The sequence below is a fragment of the Streptomyces sp. NPDC054786 genome (assembly GCF_053611685.1).
Window position 1 is genome coordinate 197,893 of record NZ_JBSHAW010000004.1, and the last position, 16,656, is coordinate 214,548.

The 16,656-nt window shown below is 69.1% G+C and carries 20 protein-coding genes; 6 read left to right on the top strand and 14 right to left on the bottom strand.

The features are described from left to right. Positions 1 to 132 precede the first annotated feature (132 nt). Positions 133 to 1,770 carry an APC family permease gene (locus ACWGI6_RS05525; RefSeq protein WP_453266264.1) on the bottom strand — a complete coding sequence of 546 codons (1,638 nt, stop codon included), beginning with the start codon at positions 1,768 to 1,770 and terminating at the stop codon, positions 133 to 135. A 690-nt stretch (positions 1,771 to 2,460) separates the two neighbouring features. Between ACWGI6_RS05525 and ACWGI6_RS05530 the strand changes: the two genes are divergently transcribed. Together ACWGI6_RS05530 and ACWGI6_RS05535 are read left to right on the top strand one after the other, a co-directional pair. Beyond that, the gene (locus ACWGI6_RS05530; RefSeq protein ID WP_453266265.1) at positions 2,461 to 2,763 is read left to right on the top strand and encodes a hypothetical protein; all 303 of its coding nucleotides are present in this window, start codon (positions 2,461 to 2,463) and stop codon (positions 2,761 to 2,763) included. A gap of 273 nt (positions 2,764 to 3,036) precedes the next feature. Continuing rightward, positions 3,037 to 3,210 carry a CsbD family protein gene (locus ACWGI6_RS05535; protein WP_453266266.1) on the top strand — a complete coding sequence of 58 codons (174 nt, stop codon included), beginning with the start codon at positions 3,037 to 3,039 and terminating at the stop codon, positions 3,208 to 3,210. 136 nt (positions 3,211 to 3,346) lie between these two features. Here ACWGI6_RS05535 and ACWGI6_RS05540 read toward each other — a convergent pair whose 3' ends face one another. Then, on the bottom strand, positions 3,347 to 3,592 hold the full coding sequence (locus ACWGI6_RS05540) for a hypothetical protein (RefSeq protein WP_453266267.1): 246 nt from the start codon (positions 3,590 to 3,592) through the stop codon (positions 3,347 to 3,349). An 18-nt stretch (positions 3,593 to 3,610) separates the two neighbouring features. Here ACWGI6_RS05540 and ACWGI6_RS05545 point away from each other — a divergent pair, with 18 nt between their 5' ends. After that, positions 3,611 to 3,880, top strand: a complete 270-nt coding sequence (locus ACWGI6_RS05545) for a hypothetical protein (protein ID WP_393904536.1) — start codon at positions 3,611 to 3,613, stop codon at positions 3,878 to 3,880. A gap of 454 nt (positions 3,881 to 4,334) precedes the next feature. On the opposite strand, the gene ACWGI6_RS05550 is transcribed toward ACWGI6_RS05545, so the two are convergent. After that, positions 4,335 to 5,879, bottom strand: coding sequence for a PucR family transcriptional regulator (locus ACWGI6_RS05550; protein WP_453266268.1), 1,545 nt, complete (start codon positions 5,877 to 5,879; stop codon positions 4,335 to 4,337). Between the two features lie 182 nt (positions 5,880 to 6,061). Between ACWGI6_RS05550 and ACWGI6_RS05555 the strand changes: the two genes are divergently transcribed. Together ACWGI6_RS05555 and ACWGI6_RS05560 are read left to right on the top strand one after the other, a co-directional pair. Next, on the top strand, positions 6,062 to 7,627 hold the full coding sequence (locus ACWGI6_RS05555; RefSeq protein ID WP_453266269.1) for a purine-cytosine permease family protein: 1,566 nt from the start codon (positions 6,062 to 6,064) through the stop codon (positions 7,625 to 7,627). Between the two features lie 61 nt (positions 7,628 to 7,688). After that, on the top strand, positions 7,689 to 8,393 hold the full coding sequence (locus tag ACWGI6_RS05560; RefSeq protein WP_453266270.1) for a cyclase family protein: 705 nt from the start codon (positions 7,689 to 7,691) through the stop codon (positions 8,391 to 8,393). 105 nt (positions 8,394 to 8,498) lie between these two features. Here ACWGI6_RS05560 and ACWGI6_RS05565 read toward each other — a convergent pair whose 3' ends face one another. Both ACWGI6_RS05565 and ACWGI6_RS05570 read right to left on the bottom strand, forming a co-directional pair. Beyond that, complete coding sequence (locus ACWGI6_RS05565) at positions 8,499 to 9,155, bottom strand: maleylpyruvate isomerase N-terminal domain-containing protein (RefSeq protein ID WP_453266271.1); 657 nt, start codon at positions 9,153 to 9,155, stop codon at positions 8,499 to 8,501. Between the two features lie 180 nt (positions 9,156 to 9,335). Beyond that, positions 9,336 to 9,824 carry a lamin tail domain-containing protein gene (locus ACWGI6_RS05570; protein ID WP_453266272.1) on the bottom strand — a complete coding sequence of 163 codons (489 nt, stop codon included), beginning with the start codon at positions 9,822 to 9,824 and terminating at the stop codon, positions 9,336 to 9,338. Between the two features lie 154 nt (positions 9,825 to 9,978). Between ACWGI6_RS05570 and ACWGI6_RS05575 the strand changes: the two genes are divergently transcribed. Then, positions 9,979 to 10,797 carry a DUF817 domain-containing protein gene (locus tag ACWGI6_RS05575; protein WP_453266273.1) on the top strand — a complete coding sequence of 273 codons (819 nt, stop codon included), beginning with the start codon at positions 9,979 to 9,981 and terminating at the stop codon, positions 10,795 to 10,797. A gap of 6 nt (positions 10,798 to 10,803) precedes the next feature. Here the strand turns inward: ACWGI6_RS05575 and ACWGI6_RS05580 are convergent, their stop codons facing one another. From ACWGI6_RS05580 to ACWGI6_RS05620, 9 genes are all read right to left on the bottom strand, one after another. Then, positions 10,804 to 11,100: a gas vesicle protein K gene (locus ACWGI6_RS05580; RefSeq protein ID WP_453266274.1), complete on the bottom strand. Its 297-nt coding sequence runs from the start codon at positions 11,098 to 11,100 to the stop codon at positions 10,804 to 10,806. After that, positions 11,097 to 11,327, bottom strand: coding sequence for a gas vesicle protein (locus ACWGI6_RS05585; protein WP_453266275.1), 231 nt, complete (start codon positions 11,325 to 11,327; stop codon positions 11,097 to 11,099). The genes ACWGI6_RS05580 and ACWGI6_RS05585 overlap by 4 nt, the downstream gene beginning before the upstream one ends. Before the next feature lie 3 nt (positions 11,328 to 11,330). Further along, complete coding sequence (locus ACWGI6_RS05590) at positions 11,331 to 12,146, bottom strand: GvpL/GvpF family gas vesicle protein (protein ID WP_453266276.1); 816 nt, start codon at positions 12,144 to 12,146, stop codon at positions 11,331 to 11,333. After that, positions 12,143 to 12,508: a gas vesicle protein gene (locus ACWGI6_RS05595; protein WP_453266277.1), complete on the bottom strand. Its 366-nt coding sequence runs from the start codon at positions 12,506 to 12,508 to the stop codon at positions 12,143 to 12,145. Before ACWGI6_RS05595 ends, ACWGI6_RS05590 begins: the two co-directional genes overlap by 4 nt. Before the next feature lie 81 nt (positions 12,509 to 12,589). Continuing rightward, positions 12,590 to 12,814 (bottom strand): gas vesicle protein GvpG, encoded by a 225-nt coding sequence (locus tag ACWGI6_RS05600; RefSeq protein WP_244416569.1) that lies wholly within the window; start codon positions 12,812 to 12,814, stop codon positions 12,590 to 12,592. 1 nt (position 12,815) lies between these two features. Continuing rightward, the gene (locus ACWGI6_RS05605) at positions 12,816 to 13,562 is read right to left on the bottom strand and encodes a GvpL/GvpF family gas vesicle protein (RefSeq protein ID WP_453266278.1); all 747 of its coding nucleotides are present in this window, start codon (positions 13,560 to 13,562) and stop codon (positions 12,816 to 12,818) included. 3 nt (positions 13,563 to 13,565) lie between these two features. Then, positions 13,566 to 14,039: a gas vesicle protein GvpJ gene (gene gvpJ / locus ACWGI6_RS05610; protein ID WP_453266279.1), complete on the bottom strand. Its 474-nt coding sequence runs from the start codon at positions 14,037 to 14,039 to the stop codon at positions 13,566 to 13,568. A gap of 34 nt (positions 14,040 to 14,073) precedes the next feature. After that, complete coding sequence (locus ACWGI6_RS05615) at positions 14,074 to 14,397, bottom strand: gas vesicle protein GvpO (RefSeq protein ID WP_453266280.1); 324 nt, start codon at positions 14,395 to 14,397, stop codon at positions 14,074 to 14,076. A gap of 151 nt (positions 14,398 to 14,548) precedes the next feature. Next, positions 14,549 to 16,480, bottom strand: coding sequence for a trypsin-like serine peptidase (locus tag ACWGI6_RS05620; RefSeq protein WP_453266281.1), 1,932 nt, complete (start codon positions 16,478 to 16,480; stop codon positions 14,549 to 14,551). Positions 16,481 to 16,656: the final 176 nt, after the last annotated feature.

Here is a 16,656-nt window from a genome sequence, read left to right on the forward strand (position 1 = left end):
GGCTATGGGGGGGGAGCCCCCCCCCCCCGCCCTCTGGGCCGGGCAGTACCTCCCGCAGGCCAATTGCGGGGCCGGCGGGGTGGTAAACCACGCCGCACGCACCGGCTTGCCGGTCGTCAGGTCATGGTGCGGTCAGTGACCACCCTCGTCCACGACCGCGACCTCCTCGATGTTCTGCTCGATCTCCTGGGTCGAGACGGCGGTGGCGCGGGCCCAGTAGTAGATCCCCAGCGAGAACACCGTAATGATCACCATGTCCCACCACAGCGGGATGTGGCCCTGGCCGCCGAAGCCGCCCTGCCAGGCGATGAGGCCCATGCCGATCAGATACACCGGAAGCCACTGCGCGGCCTTCCAGTCCAGTTGCGGAGCGTTCGGCAGCCGCTTCTTCGTCGCGTACCAGGCGTAGCTGCCGAGCAGCACATACCCGATGATGATCGCCCAGCCGAGCCGCTCCAGGGTGTCCCAGCCGGCCCAGTAGATGATCAGGCTCGCGACGACGAAGGACACCGGCGAGATGACGCCGCCGCCGGGCAGGCGGTAGGGGCGCTCGTGGTGCGGCAGCCGGTGGCGGAAGACCCCGAAGGCCAGCGGCGCGCCCGCGTACATCAGCACGCTCGCCGAGGTGATGAAGGAGACCAGCTCCTGCCAGCTCGGGAAGGGCAGGAAGCAGATCACGCCGGTCACGAACGAGATGATCAGCCCGAACCACGGCACGCCGCGCCCGTCGGTCTTCTCGAACAGCCTGGGCGCATAGCCGTTCTTGCTCAGACCGTAGGAGATGCGCGAGGTCGAGGTGGTGTAGATCAGGCCGGTGCCACCGGGGGAGATGATCGCGTCCGCGTACAGGACCCAGCCCAGCCAGCCCAGGCCCACCACGGTGGCCAGACCGGCCCACGGACCGCTGATGCCCGCGTAGTCCAGCTTGGCCCACCCGTGCGCGAAGGAGGCCAGCGGCAGCGCGCCGATGTAGACCACCTGGAGAAGGACGTAGATCACCGCACCGATCACGACCGACCCGATCGTGGCACGCGGCAGGTCGCGCTTGGGGTTGCGGCTCTCCCCGGCGAGCTGGATGGCCTGTTCGAAGCCGAGCAGGGCGAAGATGATGCCGCTGGTGCTGATGGCGCTGAGCACGCCCTTGGCGCCGAACGGGGCGAAGCCGTGCGAGGTGAAGTTGTGCGGCTGGAAGTTGGTCGCCGCGATGATGAAGATCGCCCCGAGGGGTACGGCGATCTTCCACCAGGTCGCCGCGCTGTTCGTGTGCGCCAGCACCTTCACACCGAGGAAGTTCACCGCGACAAAGATCGCCATCAGGACGAGCGCGACGATGAAGCCGCTCGTCGTGAGGGTCCCGTTCGCATGCTGGAATCCCTGGGCCCACGACCAGTGACCGGCGTAACCGATCATGGCCTCGACCTCGATCGGGGCCACCGTCGCCGCCTGGAGCCAGGAGAACCAGCCGAAGGACATACCGGCCAGGCCGCCGAAGGCGTAGTGCGGATACCGCGCCGTGCCACCGGCCACCGGGAACAGGCCACCGAGTTCGGCGTGCACCAGCGCCAGAAGCACCACCGCGACCGCACCGATGATCCAGGAGATCAGCGCGGCCGGCCCCGCCACCACTACGGCCTTCTGGGCACCGTAGAGCCATCCGGATCCGATGATGGAGCCGACCGAGGCCCACATCAGACCGATGAGCCCCACATCCCTCCGGAGGGAGCCGGATGCGCGTGTCCTCTCGGGTGCGATCTCGTCAACGCTTGCCATAGGAGGCCTTTCAAGACAGGGCGGCTGAAAATTTGCCTCAGAGTAGGGAGCATTCGCGGCCCTGCAAAGAGTCGTTGGCTGAATAGTTATATTCCTTGAAGGAATGCATACCGAACTCGCAGCTCACCACTGTGGACATTCCGCGGGATGCACGAACGGGCGACTCCGCAGGTGGGAGCGGTAGCAGGACGCGACCGGGCAATTACTCATCCGGCTCTCCGTGCGCCTCGCAAATTTGAGGAAAAATTGAAGCTATGAGGAAAGGATTTAAGCTTCGCGTCCGGTAGAGCCATTCACCAGGGCGAGCCGCGCCCTTACTGTCGGTGAATTCCGTCAGCGCGGTCGCTCGCTCGCACAGTCACGCCCCCTCCATGCCCGGATGGCGGCCCAAGAGCCGCCCAGAGGCACGGAGGCTGCCCCTGTCGATCACCACCGGGTCCGTCTCCGGCCAACCGGCGAAGGGCCGGCCGTCGGCGGGGTGAAGGGATGAGCGAGGTTAAAACTCCGCTTCGGCGCGCCGTTCGGCTTGAAGAGTCAACTTCTCGCTCACGCCACCCATAAAGCGCATTTTTGGGACGCGCTCAAGTGGTGCGCCGTGACAAGACAGCTGACTGTGGGTCATATGTCGCTACTGCGATCAAAGGCCGACACTGTGTCGTCCTCCGCAGTAGGCCGAAAGGAACATGCCCCATGCGCACCGCCCGCACCCTGTTCGCCTCAGCCGTCATCACCGCGGTTTTCGCAGTGACCGCTCCCGGCGCGATGGCCTCGTCCACGGCCGAGGACAGCGCCACGGTCAGCGCCACCTCAGCACACGGCGACGACCACGGCCGCCACGGGAGAGGGAACCGTGACCACGACCACGACTGGTCCGGCCACCGCTGGCATGGACGCCACCACCACAAGTGCAGGCACCACCACCACAGGCACCACCACAGGCCGGTCGGCGGTATGCACACCGGCGGCGGCGCCCGCATGGACCTCGGCCGCTAGAAGGGTGGTCCGGCACCGGCGCTGATCCGCTCCGCCTGACGGCAAAGCGCCGGCACCGGCGCCATCGGCTCCGACGACCCCCGTGTCGACAGCACCGAGTGGGTGCGGCAACAGCCTTGTTGCCGCACCCACTCAGTCCGTTCCGGGCACGTCTCGCCGGTGGGCCTGTGCCGGGTGTCCCCTACAGCTGGTGACTGCCGCTCAGAAAACTTCTCCGTTTCTCCCGGAGTCGCGCGGGCAGCGGAATGATGACGCCGACGAAGGGATCTCATCATGAGCGCCGTGGAGAAGGCCAAGGCCAAGACCGAGCAGACGACCGGGAAGGCGGAGAAGGAAGTCGGCCGCACGGTCGGCAATGAGCGTCTCGAAGCGGACGGCGTGGTGCGAGAGTCCAAGGGAAATCTGCGCGACGCAAAGGAAAAGGGCAAGGACGCTCTCAAGGACTGACGCCAGGGATCTGCCGCGGGTGGGCGGGACCACATACTCATGCGGTCCCGCCCACCCATGCCGTGCATCGTTACGCCGCGCGCCAGGCCGGATACCGGTCCCGGAAGTCGGGGCCGGGCAGGATGCAGCCCCCAGGTCATGTCGTCGAACCAGACCTGACCCGCGAACGGCCCGGTGAGACGAGACGGACGAATGCCCCGGAGCCCCCGACCCGGGTGAGGAAGCCGCGACAGGAATAGGGCAGCCTGACGGCGTACCGCTCCTCGAAGGCGCGGATCTCGGCTTCGAGCAGGGGCCGGGTGAGCCGGTAGCGGTGTTCGTCGGAACCGAAACCGAATGCCGGCTCAGGCGTCGCCCACGGCGATTCGCCGTTGCAGGCCATGCCTGATAGGGAGGTGGCATGAGTGATATACCTCCGGTTCTGACCGTTACCGCCATCAGCACCATCGGGGTCACCGACGTCCACGACGCCAACGCGGACTCCTGGATGGTGATCGAGACCGCCGAGCAGGGACAGCTGCTGCTGAATCTGCCCGGCCCGCTGTACCAGGCCGCGGTCCAGGCAACCAAGCTTCCGGCCGACCAGGCCGGCCCCGGCCGCTTGGCACTCACCGACGACGAGATTGCGGCCTACCGCGCCCACATCGCAGGAATTTCCAGCGCCGACTAGTGGCGGTCGAGTGGCTGGATACCGCCGTCGCGGCGTGCGACGGTGAAGTTGATCATGGACGCCCGCCGGACTCCCCCGGAGGCGCGACGGTATGCCCCTCCTCCGCGCTCGGCCTGCACAAGGGCAGCAGGCTGTACGTCCCGGCGAGGGTGATCCCGCCTTTTGGCGCCCGCGCAGGCCGACCGGTGCGACACCATCACACCGCCCCGAGGCCCATACGCACTGCCTCTCCTGATCCGTGCCGGCATCGCCTCTCCGACGCAGCGCAGCCGTAGAGCAGCACTGATCGATCGTCATCCGGATCGCTGCGGACCAGTCGGCCGGCTGGTCGCACGATCTGTTCACCATGGACACCGAATGGGTGCGGACCGTGCTCAACTACGGGCTGCCCGCCGTGGTCTATCTGTGCGTCGGCCACGTACTGGCCGCCCGGATCCGCCGCGCCTAGGCCGGCCTAGTCGCCCGCTGCGCGGCCGTGGTTGTGCGGACCCTCCGTGCGTGCGGGACCGGCGAGGAGATCCCTGGCCTGCAGGGCGATCCAGAGTTCCGCGAGGTCGCCGGTGGTGGCGAGGGTGCGGCCGGTGAGCTGTTCGACCCGATGCATCCGGTACATCACGGTCTGTTTGTGAACGTTCAGGGCGGCGGCCGTACGCTGCCAGGAGCGGCGGCAGTTCAGGAAGGCGTCCAGGGAGCCGACCAGATCCGTTCGGTGTGCCGCGTCGTACGCCAACAGGGGTCCCAGCACCCGGTCGACCACGACGCGGGCCTCGTCGATGCTGCGCAGGACCGTATGGGCGGAGTCGTCGCCGTACCGCGCGATCCGCTCCGCCGACGTCGCGGCGAGCGTCAGCGCCCACATGGCCTCCTTGTGCGCCGTCGGGAGCCGGTCGGGGACGCCGAGCACCTCGCTCGCCCCGAGCAGGACGGCGGGCCCCAGTTTGTTCCGTACGGTCAGGAGCACGTCCGGGTCATCGGGGAGCAAGGCCAGCAGCAGCGGGTCCCGTCTGAGCAGGAGGTGGGGTATGCGGCGTCGGCCCAGGGTCAGATGCAGATCGCGCTGGCCCGACTCGTCGCCGTGCTGCGCGGCCACGAGAGCGCAGACCGACGGATCGAGTCCGGCCGCCTCCAGTTCCTGCCGGGCCGTCGGTGCGTCGGTCCGTGCGTCCAGCAGGTGGGCGAGGAGTTCTCCACGGACCCGGCGCTGGTGTTCCAGCGCCATCGCATGCCGGGCGACCTCCACGGCGGCGACGGTGGCCAGGTGGTGCAGGAGCGAGGTGTCGGACGAGGCGCTGGGGAGACCTTCGGCCACCAGGAGGGCCGGTTCCTCGGCGGGCACTTCCACCGCGAGGGAGGTGCCGTCGGCTGACGGCAGACGGAGGACGCCGGGGATCTTTCCCTCACAGGCTTGGACCGCCGCCAGCACTGCCGCGCGCATTGCGGGTTCGGGTTCCGGTGCCGAGGGATCCACGGGGTGGGCCGAGGCCGTGTCCAACAGCAGCAGGCGGCAGCCCAGTTCGCGGCTCAGGCGGGCCACGGGGGACTCCGTGGGTACGCCGCCCAGAGCGTCGCGGACGGCGGCGTAGACACGCTCGACCTGACCCACCCGGGCGGCATCGTCCCGGGAATTGGCGTCCGCGACCGCCCGGGAGATGGCGGCGAAGCCCACCGAGTACGGGGCCACCAGGATGGGGATGCCGCAGTCCTCGGCCGCGGCGGCCAGCTCATCGCGCAGGGACGGCGTCTGCGGGTCCTCCCCGATGACCAGGCCACTGGCGCCGACGTCCGCCAGGCTGCGCAGCAGTCTTGCCTGGTCCGCGCCCAGTGGGGGCAGTGTGCGGCCGTTCCGGATGAGCAGTTCGCTGCCGGCCAGCCAGTCATGGACGCTGTCGAGGTCGGAGGCGTGCGCCCAAGAGACGGGACGGTCGAGCCCGCCCCCGCCGGCGAACAGAGCCAGCCGCAGGTGCGGGATCCGCCCCAGGTCGCCGACGGTCACTCGCATACGTCCTCCTCACCGGCTTGTGGCAATCGCCCAATCCTCTTGTTCGATCACTCAAGAGGCAACCCCTCATTCTCGTTTTCCGACACGTTGATGACTGCCCCGCTCCCCCGGACACTGCAGGTCATCGGGCCATCAGCAACCCGAGCAAGCCCCTTTCCGCCCGGCAGCCCGCAGGAGTCCGCGTGACCCAGCAAGCCCCGCCCTCCCTCACCGAAGTCGAGCCCTACGGTGTCGAGAGGATCCCCGACGCCGACCGCACCGCGACGCCCCTGGACCTGTTCCGGGTCGCCTTCGGTGGCGCCAACACCTTCTCCACCTGCGTTCTCGGCGCCTTCCCGGTCCTCTTCGGTCTCTCCTTCTGGCAGGGGCTCGCCGCCACCCTTCTCGGGCTGGTCGCCGGAGCGCTGATCCTCTGTCCCATGGCCGTCTTCGGCCCGGTCAACGGCACCAACAACGCCGTCGCCTCGTCGGCACATCTCGGCGTGCACGGCCGCATCGTCGGGTCGTTCCTGTCGCTGCTCACCGCTGTCGCCTTCTTCTCCATCTCGGTCTGGAGCTCCGGTGACGCGCTGGTCGGCGGCGCCCACCGACTGCTCGGCCTGCCGCGTTCGGGGATCTCGTACGTGGTGGCCTACGCGCTGTTCGCCGGGCTGGTGATGGTGGTGTGCGTGTACGGGTTCCGGTTCATGCTCTTCATCAACAAGATCGCGGTTACCGCGGCCACGGCGCTCTTCCTCCTCGGCGCGGTCGCCTTCGCCGGTGACTTCGACCCCTCGTACGCCGGGGCCCACGCAGCCGGCGGGCAGGCGGGCGCCCAGTCCCTGTTCTGGCCGTCGTTCATCGGCGCCGCGCTGATCGTGCTGTCCAACCCCGTGTCGTTCGGTGCTTTCCTCGGGGACTGGTCCCGCTACATCCCGGCCGACGCCCCGCGCCGCCGCGTCGTCGGCGCGGCGTTCCTCGCCCAGATCGCGACATTGCTGCCGTTCGTCTTCGGGCTCGCGACCGCGAGCATCATCGCCACCAAGGCACCGCAGTACGTCGACCCCGGCGCCCCCGACTACGTCGGCGGACTGCTCGCCATCTCCCCCGGCTGGTACTTCCTGCCCGTGTGCCTGCTGGCCCTGATCGGCGGCATGTCCACCGGAACCACCACGCTCTACGGCACCGGGCTGGACTTCTCCAGCGTCTTCCCCCGGCTCTCCCGCGTGCAGGCGACCGTGCTGGTCGGTGCGGTGTCCACCGCCTTCATCTTCATCGGCCGCTTCTGGCTCGACCTCGTACAGAGCATCTCCACCTTCGCGACGCTGATCATCACCTGCACCACTCCCTGGATGGTCGTGATGATGCTCGGCTTCTACACCCGGCGCGGCTGGTACGACCCCGATGCCCTGCAGGTCTTCAACCGGCGGCAGCGCGGCGGCCGTTACTGGTTCGCCCATGGCTGGAACTGGCGCGGGATGACGGCCTGGTGGGTCTCCGCGGTGGTCGGCGTGGTCTTCACCAACATCCCCGGCCAATTCGTCGGGCCGCTCGGCGGGCTCGCGCACGGCATCGACATCAGCCTGCCGCTGTCCCTGGCCACCGCCGCGCTGCTCTTCCTCTCCCTGCTGGCGCTGTTCCCCGAGCCCCGCGCGGCCTACGGCCCGGAAGGTGCCCGGCTCGTCCGCACCCTCGACATCCCGGCCCCGCCGATCACCGGTCCGGGCACGGATGCCGCCGCGGTCGGACTCGCGCCCACCGAAGTCTGACCCGACTCCTCCCGGAGCTCTCGCCCACCGAAGCCTGAGCCGACTCCCCGGAGCTCTCCCCATGACAACGACCGCCATGCCACCAACCGGCCCGCCGGCCTGGGTGGACCTGTCCGTCCCCCTCGTGACCGGTATGCCCGTCTATCCCGGCGATCCCGAGGTCGAGGTCGACGCCGCACTCCGTGTCACCGACGACGGCGTCAACGTGCAGCGTCTGCACCTCGGTTCGCAGTCGGGCACCCATGTCGACGCGCCCTTCCACGTGGACGACAGCTGGCCCACGCTGGACGAGGTGCCGTTGCACCGCTTCACCGGCCCGGCCGTCGTTGCGGACCTGCGCGGCCTGGCGCCGCGCGCGGCCCTCACGCCCCACCACCTCGCCCCCGCCCTGGAGCGGCTGCGCCCCGGGGCGGTGCTGGTGCTCGCCACCGGCTGGTCCGCGCACTGGGGGACGGACCACTACCTCGCCCACCCCTGGCTCACCCGTGAAGCCGCCCGTGTGATCTTGGACGCGCACGTCCGCACGGTCGCCGTCGACGCCCTGAGCATCGACCCCACTCCCGTCCCCGGCGATCCGCAGGGCGACGGCTCGCTCCCCGCCCATCGCCTTCTGTGCGGAGCCGGCGCCGTCATCGCCGAGAACCTCACCAATCTGGGGCCCGTCCTCGACGCCCAGGCCGCCCAACGGCCCGTCGAGGTCTCGCTCTTCCCGATCCGGCTGGCCGCCGACGGCGCTCCGGTGCGCGCCGTCGCCCGTCTCGGCTGACCGTCCGGGCAGGAAAAGGAGGCGGATCGGGTGCGGCAGGGCGCCCTGCCGCACCCACCCGGTCTGTCCGTCTGTCCGTTCGTGTCTCCGTCCACCGCGGACGTATCAGCCGAGGAAAAGCGGCAGTTTCGCGGCCGGCTCGCCGAGTGCGGCCTTCTCCCGGTCGGTCGGTGCCCGGCGGCCGGTGCCGACCAGAAGTGCGTCCTTGTCGGTGAACGATGCGGGGAACGCGGCGTCGGCGATCTCTTCCAGCATCGCGCGGGACCGGGCCAGGCTCTCCGTGGGCGGCTCCGCCGCGTCGGGGAGGCAGGCGATCAGGTCGAGGTGGTGCAGCGTCCATTCCAGAACGTACGCGGTGAGGTAGTCGCCCACGGTGAGAACCTCGTCGCGGGTGCTCACCCGGACGCCGGGGTCGGCGAGCTCGGCGGCGCGCCCGGCGGCGGAGCCGACGTCGTCGAGGTGGAACTTGAGCAGGCGCGGCTCCTCGTACGCGGCGGCCAGCCGGACGATCAGCGCGTCGAGCGGGTCCGCGCCGGTCGGCGGCTGGTCCTCGACGTTCCAGTAGGTCACCGCGTTGACGGTCGGTTCCGTCCCGGTGGGGGTGGCAAGGGTGATCAGGACGTCCTGCGCGTCGATGACCAGGTGGCACACGAGGTCCCGCACGAGCCAGCCGGTGCAGCCGGACGGCTGCTCGAAGTCCTTGTCCGGGAGTTCGGCGACCGCCGTGCGCAGCGCCGTCCAGGAGCGTGAGAAGAGGTCCACCTCGGCAAGGTAGTGCGGCGCCGGAGCGGCGGACAAGCGTATGCGGACGGCCGGGTCGTGACCGGCACTCCCCACGCCGGTGGCCTTCAGGATGTCGGACCGCAGCGGCAGGCCCTCTCGCGTCCGTGCCGTGCGGATGCCCCACCTCCGCGGAGGAGATGGGGTCCGCGGGCATCCGGCTCAGGCGTGGTAGCCGATGTAGCCGTTGCCGTCGGAATCGGATCCTCTCTTGGTGTAGGAGTGGACGTCCGAGCGGCTGCCGGAGGGCTTGTACAGGTAGACCGTGTCGCGGTCGTTGTTCCACATGAAGTTGCAGTTGTCGCGGTAGACCACGTTGTACTTGTCGGAATCCGTGCCGTGGCCGCCGCGGAGCTTCACATAGTCACCGGGCTGAAGGTAGTGACTGGCGGTGAAGGTGAAGCGGTTGCCGGTGGCGTCCTTGACCACGTAGCCCTTGAGGTTGATGGTCGCCGAGGACGAGTAGTTCTTGATCGTCAGGTACTCCTCGTCGGTGTTGCCGGAGGAGCAGCTGTTGGAGTCCCGGCCGGGCGCGTCGTACTGGACTCCGCGGACCTTCAGTGCCGAGTGGTACTCGGCGGCCTGAGCCGGGGTGGCGACGAAGCAGGTCAGCGCGCCGGCAATGAGGGCCGTCGCTGTCACGGGGCGCATACGCAAGGGAGATCCCCCTCCATGGTGATGGAAATGTGTGGCATGTGAAGGACTCGCAAAGGCCCGCGATGGTTGCACGGTTAACCAAATCGGCGACGGCCCAGGCCACACGGCCGCGGCAACCGGTGCGCGGGTCCCCTGCGTCGCTCTAGACATGTCCACCGTGAGCACCCTTCTGCGACAGACCCTTCTCTTCGCCTGGCTGGAGACGCGCTGCTGTGCCTTCGCCATCGCCCTGCTGTCGGGCGTGGCCGTGTCCCAGGCGCTGCCGCAGTTGCCCATCGCCAGATATGACCTGCTGGTCGTCTATGGGGTACTGCTGACCGTGGTGTTCCTGGCCTGCCGCTGGGAGAGCGGGCGGGACCTCGCGGTCATCGCGGTGTGTCATGTGATCGGGCTGGCCTTCGAAGTGGTGAAGGTCGCGCTGGGGTCCTGGAGCTATCCGGAGCCGGCTGTGCTGAAGTTCGCCGGCGTGCCCCTCTACGGCGGCTTCCTCTACGCCGCGGTGGGCAGCTACGTATGCCGCGCCTGGCATGTGATGGATCTGGAGCTGAGCCGCTACCGCGCCGGAGCCACCTCGGTGGTGGCCGTCGCGGTCTACGGGAACTTCTTCAGCCATCACTGGCTTCCGGACCTGCGCTGGCCCCTCGCCGTCGCGCTGATCGCGGCCACGGCCGGGACGCAGGTGAAGTTCACCGTGGGGCACGCCCGCCATCGCATGCCTCTGGCGCTCGGCTTCGCCCTGATCGGTTTCTTCCTGTGGCTGGCGGAGAACATCGCCACCTACCTCGGCGCCTGGCGCTACCCCGACCAGCTGCACGGCTGGCAGCCGGTGGCCGTGGAGAAGATCGGCGCCTGGGCACTCCTGATCAGCGTGACCTTCGTGCTGGTCGCCTGGTCCAAGGGCAAGCACGTCCCGGGCAACGGGCCGTCCGACGGCGTACCGGACTCCGGTGGCCGGGCGGCCCGCTGAGGGTCCTCAATTGCGTGGCAGGAGCGACCCCAGCGGACCGAGATCGAGGTTGAGGTCTTCGAGGCGCAGGCCGTGCTGATCGCACAGCTCGGTCATCCGCTCTTCGAGGTGCATGAGCGTCTCCCCGATCTGTTCCACCTGCTCGTCGTTCAGGTCTCCCTGTTCCACCCGGCGGATCGCCTGCCGTTCCATCAACTGGCGCAGGAGTTCCACCACGGTGAGTACCAGCGAGACCAGGTCGCGGCCCATTTGCTCACGGTCGATGTCGAGTCTGCTCTCGCACGGACCGGTTCGTTCCCTCACAGCGGGCCCGAGTCCGACCACGGCGCGGGCACGCGTTCGCTGACCGAGGAGAGCAGCGCGTGCAGGGAGAGCCGCACCAGCGGCACGTCCGCGATGGCGATGACCAGGTCCCCGCTGATGACGACTCCGGTGGACAGGACACGGTCCAGAAGGTCGACCAGCGGGACGCCGACGGGACCGGAGAGCGGACCCGGTGTTTCCCAGGGGACGGGCTGCCCGACGGACATCGCTCACACCTCCCCGACGAAGGAGTACGGGACCCAGGGACCTGATACCTCGACCTCAGCTCCGGTGCGGTGCCGCAGGCGCTCCACGGAGTCCAGCAGTCTCTTCGCGCGCACGGCCGGCAGCAGGTAGGTGGCGTTCAGGACCTGCAGGCGGTGCTTCTCCCCCGTCAACTCCGGACCGTGCGGGCGCAGCCGGCGGGTCGCGGTGGCCAGGCGGGTCAGGGCGGCATCGATGTCTTCGGCGGTCTGCAGCGCGCGGTCATGGTGATGCTCGCGTGCCTGGCGCAGCCCCCGCTTCCGCTGCAGGTAGGCGCGGCCCGCTCCTCCTGGCGCTCCGTCGCCGCCCGGGAGGGGTGCTGCGGGTGCGGTCGCGGAAGGTGTGGGGGCCGCCGCGGGGAGGTAGACCTTGACCCCCCACTCGGCATGGTCCGCGATACGCTCCAACACCGCGGTGAAGCGGTCCGTGTCCGCTCCCAGGGCCTCTCGCGCTCGCTCGTCGCCCCGGTAGAGCGTGGCCAGCGCCAGCGGTGCCGTCGGGCCGCAGGCGGCGGCCGCGGTCACCACTTCGTGGTGGGCTCGTGCGCAGTGTTCCAGCGCTTCACGGTCCGACAGCCGCTGCTGCCATGCGTCCTCGGTGAACTCGGCGGCGGGGACATGCTGGACGACCGCCGTGAGGGGCCCGAAGCGCAGACCGCGTACGGGGAAGCCTTCGGCGAGGCCGGCGAGCCCGCTGAGGGCGGCCGGGTCGAGCTGTCGGCACACGGCGAAGACGTAGGTCGAGGTGGCGCTCTCCGGGGTGCCCGGCTGCTCCGTCGTCATGTCCGCGCCCCGGCCGTGTCCTTCGTCCCGGAAGAGGGCGAGCCACCGTCCTCGGCGGACTCCAGTGCTTCCACGCGCTCGCGCAACCGGTGGTTCTCCTCCCGCAGCTCGTTGCGCGCTGCCTTGGAACTGAGTGCGGGGTCGGTCTCCCACCAGTCGATGCCGGCTTTCCTGGCCGTCTCCACCGACGCGACGAACAGCCGCAGCCTGATGGTGAGGAGCTCGATGTCGAGGAGGTCGATCTTGATGTCGCCGGCGATGACGATCCCCTTGTCGAGGACGCGTTCGAGGATGTCGGCGAGGTTCGAGGTGCTCGGGCCGTTGGAGGGAGGAGCGGCCCATCTCTCATCGACGTCGGTCACGTGGTCACTCCTTCCTCTTCGTGAGGGCAGGCCTCCGGTGCGTCCGTCGGTCCGGGCGCGATGCCTCTCGCCAGCGGCCCGTCAGCTCTCGTACAGCAGGTCGAGCAGTTGCTCCTCTTCACGTTCGAACGCCTCTTTACTGAGGTGACCGGATTCGAATTCATGGTTCAGCGCGGCGAGCCGGGCGCGGATCACGGAAGGGTCGTGGAGCTCACGGTCCGCCGCCTGGGCAAGTTGATCGGCGACCCAGACCACACCGCGCACGGGCGCGAGCGGCAGCGTGAGCACACCGCTGATCAGCCCCATGTCATCCTCCGGTCCTGCCCGCGAGCGCGCGCGGTTCGAGGAAGCTGTAGCAGGGCAGCGGGCCCGCCACCCGGAGTGCGACGCGAGCGCGGTGGTGCCGGGCGAGCCGCTCCGCCTCCGCGGTGAAGTCGGCGCTGTCGCTCCGGTCCACCAGGAACGACATATTGACCTGGCACCCGGATACCTCCGGCCCGGCGGCGACCGCACGGGCCCGGGGCGTCAGCTCTCGCACGATGTCATGACCCGCTTCAGCGGCCCGGCGCGACAGCGCGGTGGCCACCGCCTCTCCGAGGCGCATGTTCGCCTCGTAGCTCGGGTGCCGGCGCACCGCCTCGCGCAGGCCGCGGATGGTCGCGTCCCCTTGGACGAGCGCGGCGAGCGAGTCGTCGGCCGGCATCGCCTTGACGTTGATCTCGACCCGTCCCGCGAGGTCGTCCAGGGAGGCCAGATGACGCTCCTCGGCGTCCGAAAGCTGTCGGCGGACCACTGTGTGGTCCGCTGCGACCATCCCGAACCGCATGGGCAGGACGGGCCCGTCCTGGGCCAGGGCGAGCAGCAGCTCCTGGTGTGCCATGAGGTCGCGGCGACGGGCGCGCAGCTGCGGCGGCGCCTGGCTCACGACCGCGGCAAGCCGCCCCTCGGCGATGTGCTCCACCACCCCTGGGGGCTCCCCCACTCCGCCCAGGTCCGGGGGCAACGGGTGGCCGGCCCGGACGATGCCGTAGACGTAGATGCCGTCCTCCGTCACGGGTTACTCCTCCTCTGAGCGCCGCCGGCGGGAAGCTGCTCCGGACCGGGCGGAACTGCTGCGCCGCCGCCGCACGGGCTGTGCTTCCTCCTCGGATTCGTCATCCGAGTCGTCGTCCCCGCCCACCACGGAGCGGACGCTCTTGCCAATTGATTTGGCTGCTTTTTTGGCTTTGCTCTTTCCGACGCTCTTGGCGGCCTGGCCGCCGAAGAGCTCCGGGACGGTCACGCTTCCCGAATCGTGCTCCAGATCCAGTCGATTGCACGCCTCCGCGAAACGCAGGTACGTATCGACGCTGGCCACCACGATGCGGGCATCTATCTTGAGGATCTCGATCCCGACCAGGGACACCCGTATGAACACATCGATGACCATCCCCCGGTCCAGGATGAGTTCCATCACGTCGTACAGGGTTCCTGCCCTCGGCGGGCAGGGGATTACCTCGCCGGACAATCCTGAATAAGTCGCCGTGGTCATCTGGGGTGCCCTTTCAGTGGTCGGCGCGGCGCGTTCACTGGTCGGCCGCACCGCGTCGATAGCGGTGGGTCCGGTAGTACTCGAGCAGCTCGCCGTCGTCGTCGAGCTTCACCTCGTAGGTGGCGAGAAGGCTCGTGGTATCCGGGATCCGCGCCAGCTCCAGCACATCCACCTCGACACACCAGCCGTCGTCCGTCCGCCGTACCGCGGAAACACCTTCGACCCGCTGGCTGATCAGGCCCTGCAGCAATTCGGCGGCCCGGCGGGCCACCGACCCGGGGTCCTTCTCCGGAGTCTTCTTCTGGTGCTTTCGGGCAGTCGTGGACGACCGAACCCGCGTTCGGGATTGTTCTGCCATACACACAAGTCTCTTCGCTATCCTGACCTGCGCATCTTCAGCGGGACCAAATGATGTGTCCGGCGGACGACGACGGCGCGGTGCGCAGCGAAAATGCCTTCCGGTTCTGCGGGGAGAACCGGAAGGCATTCATGACGCGTGGCGTGGTGGTTCAGCTGATCTGCGGGGGAACGAGCACGCGTTCGCGGGCCAGGGACGTGGCGGTGGTCTCGCCGTACAGGACGAGCTTTCCTCCTGGCCAGCGGGCGATCAGGTCGTCCTGGCGGGTGCCGCCACCGAAGGCACCGACGGTGACGAGGCTGCTGTTACGCCATACGGACTTCGCGGGCCGGAGCCGGCGTTCGGCATCGAGGCCCTTGGCGGCGGGGTGCTCGTAGACGGTGACCTCGCCGTCGGACCACGCGACGAGCAGATCCTGGTCGCCGGCCGTGGCGCTGAAGTCGCCGGTGGCGATGTCGCGGGCGTGCGGCCAGGTCTTGTTGCGTTTGGCGAGCTGCTTCTCCGCGTGCAGGCCCTTGCCGTCGACGTTGGTGTAGAGGGTCACCTCGCCGTCGGACCAGCGCACCACGAGGTCGTCGCGTCGTGTGTTGCCGCCGCCGAAGCGGCCGGCGGTGATGCCGTAGGCGTGCGTCCAGGTGTCATTGGGGCCCTTGAGCTGGACCTCGTTGGTGAGCCTGGTGGTTTCGTTGACGTCCTTGAAGAGGCTCAGCCTGCCGTTGGCCCAGCGGACGAGGATGTCATCGGTGTTGTTGCCGGTGAATTCGCCCGCGGTGACCTTCGCCTGCTTCCAGGGCTCGTTCTTCTTGGCGAGCTGGATGTCCCTGCCGAAGCCGTACGTGCGGGTGCCGGGGTAGAGGGAGACCTCCCCGTCGGACCAGCGCACGATCAGGTCACCGGTGTTGTTGCGTACCGAGCCGGTATGGAACCGGCCGGTGGCCAAGGCCGTGGCGTTCTGCCAAGTGGCGGCGCTGCCGAGGGGGTTGACGGTGTCCGGCACCGCGTCGTTGACCGCCTGGTCGTAGAGACGGAAGACGTCGTTGTCGAACTGCGAGGTATAGGAGGTGTCGTCGCGGAGCCCGCCGGTCTTGTACCCGCCTATGGCGCCGACGAGGTTGCCGCGGCTGCCGTCGAAGCCCTCCAGGAACGGACCGCCGCTGACGCCGGAGCGATAGCCGTCACACTTGATCTCCATGAACCGGCCCTGGAAGGCCTTGGTGTCGTTCGTGCACTGCAGCGGCGTCTTCTGGCCACCGGGGTAGCCGATGACCGTGACATCACGGCGGGCCAGCTTCGCGGCGGGGACGGCCGTGAGGGTGTTGCCGCGGCCGACGGCGTCTTCCAGCAGCCGGCCCTGGGAGTTGGGCCCCACACGCAGGAAGGCGAAGTCCACATCGTCGCTGGGTGACGAGGACAGGTACCGGCTGTCGATCCAGACCTTGCCCTGCTGCATCGGGAACATGCCGTACGGGGTCTCCCCGGCCTGCCCGGCCGGCGAAGCCCCTGCGCGGTACCCGGGCACGAACGCAACGTTGCGGTACGGCTTGTCGTTCTTGAGGCAGTGCTCCGCCGTGAGGACCAGGCTCCTGGCCGGGGAGGTCACGGCACTGGCACTGCAGAACTGGTTGGGGGTCGGCGTTCCGTCGTCATTGCGGAACAGGAACACCCCGACCGTGGCGACCCCGGCGTGCGCCTGATGGGTCGGCTGCGACAGCGAACGGCTGCCCGCCGCAGCGGCGCCGGGCCGCACGCCCGGGAGCTTCTCGCCGTCCCGTACGGCGTCCACGGGGACGGCGGAACGGATGCGCTCGGGTGTCCAGTAGCGCTCCGCCTCCTGAGCCTTGCGTATCTCCTCGGGCGTCACGCCCCGGGAAGGCTTCGCCGTATCGCCCGGTGCGGGAGTCGCCGTGGCGGCGGTGGGATCCGGTGCCGGCTGGTCGCCCCGCAGCGACCGGTAGGAACCGTGGGAGGTGCTCGCGTTGCCCGCTGCTGGTGCCGAGTGGTGAGCGGCGGCGGCCGGGACGGCGAGAACGATCGAGGCGCAGGCGCCGATGACGGCGGCGTGCCCCCAGGATATTCGTTTCATGAGCCTGTCTATGGGAGACGTGACACCGATGCGGGTGTCAGCTGTGGGTTACGGGACGAAGGTGCTGTGCCGATACGGGAGTTGGCAGGCATCGCGGTTCATGGCGCGTGCGTCTGCGGGCCCCAGGAGCAAGGGGCCGATGAGCCGGTGAGGGGGTGGCAGCCCGTCACACGGCG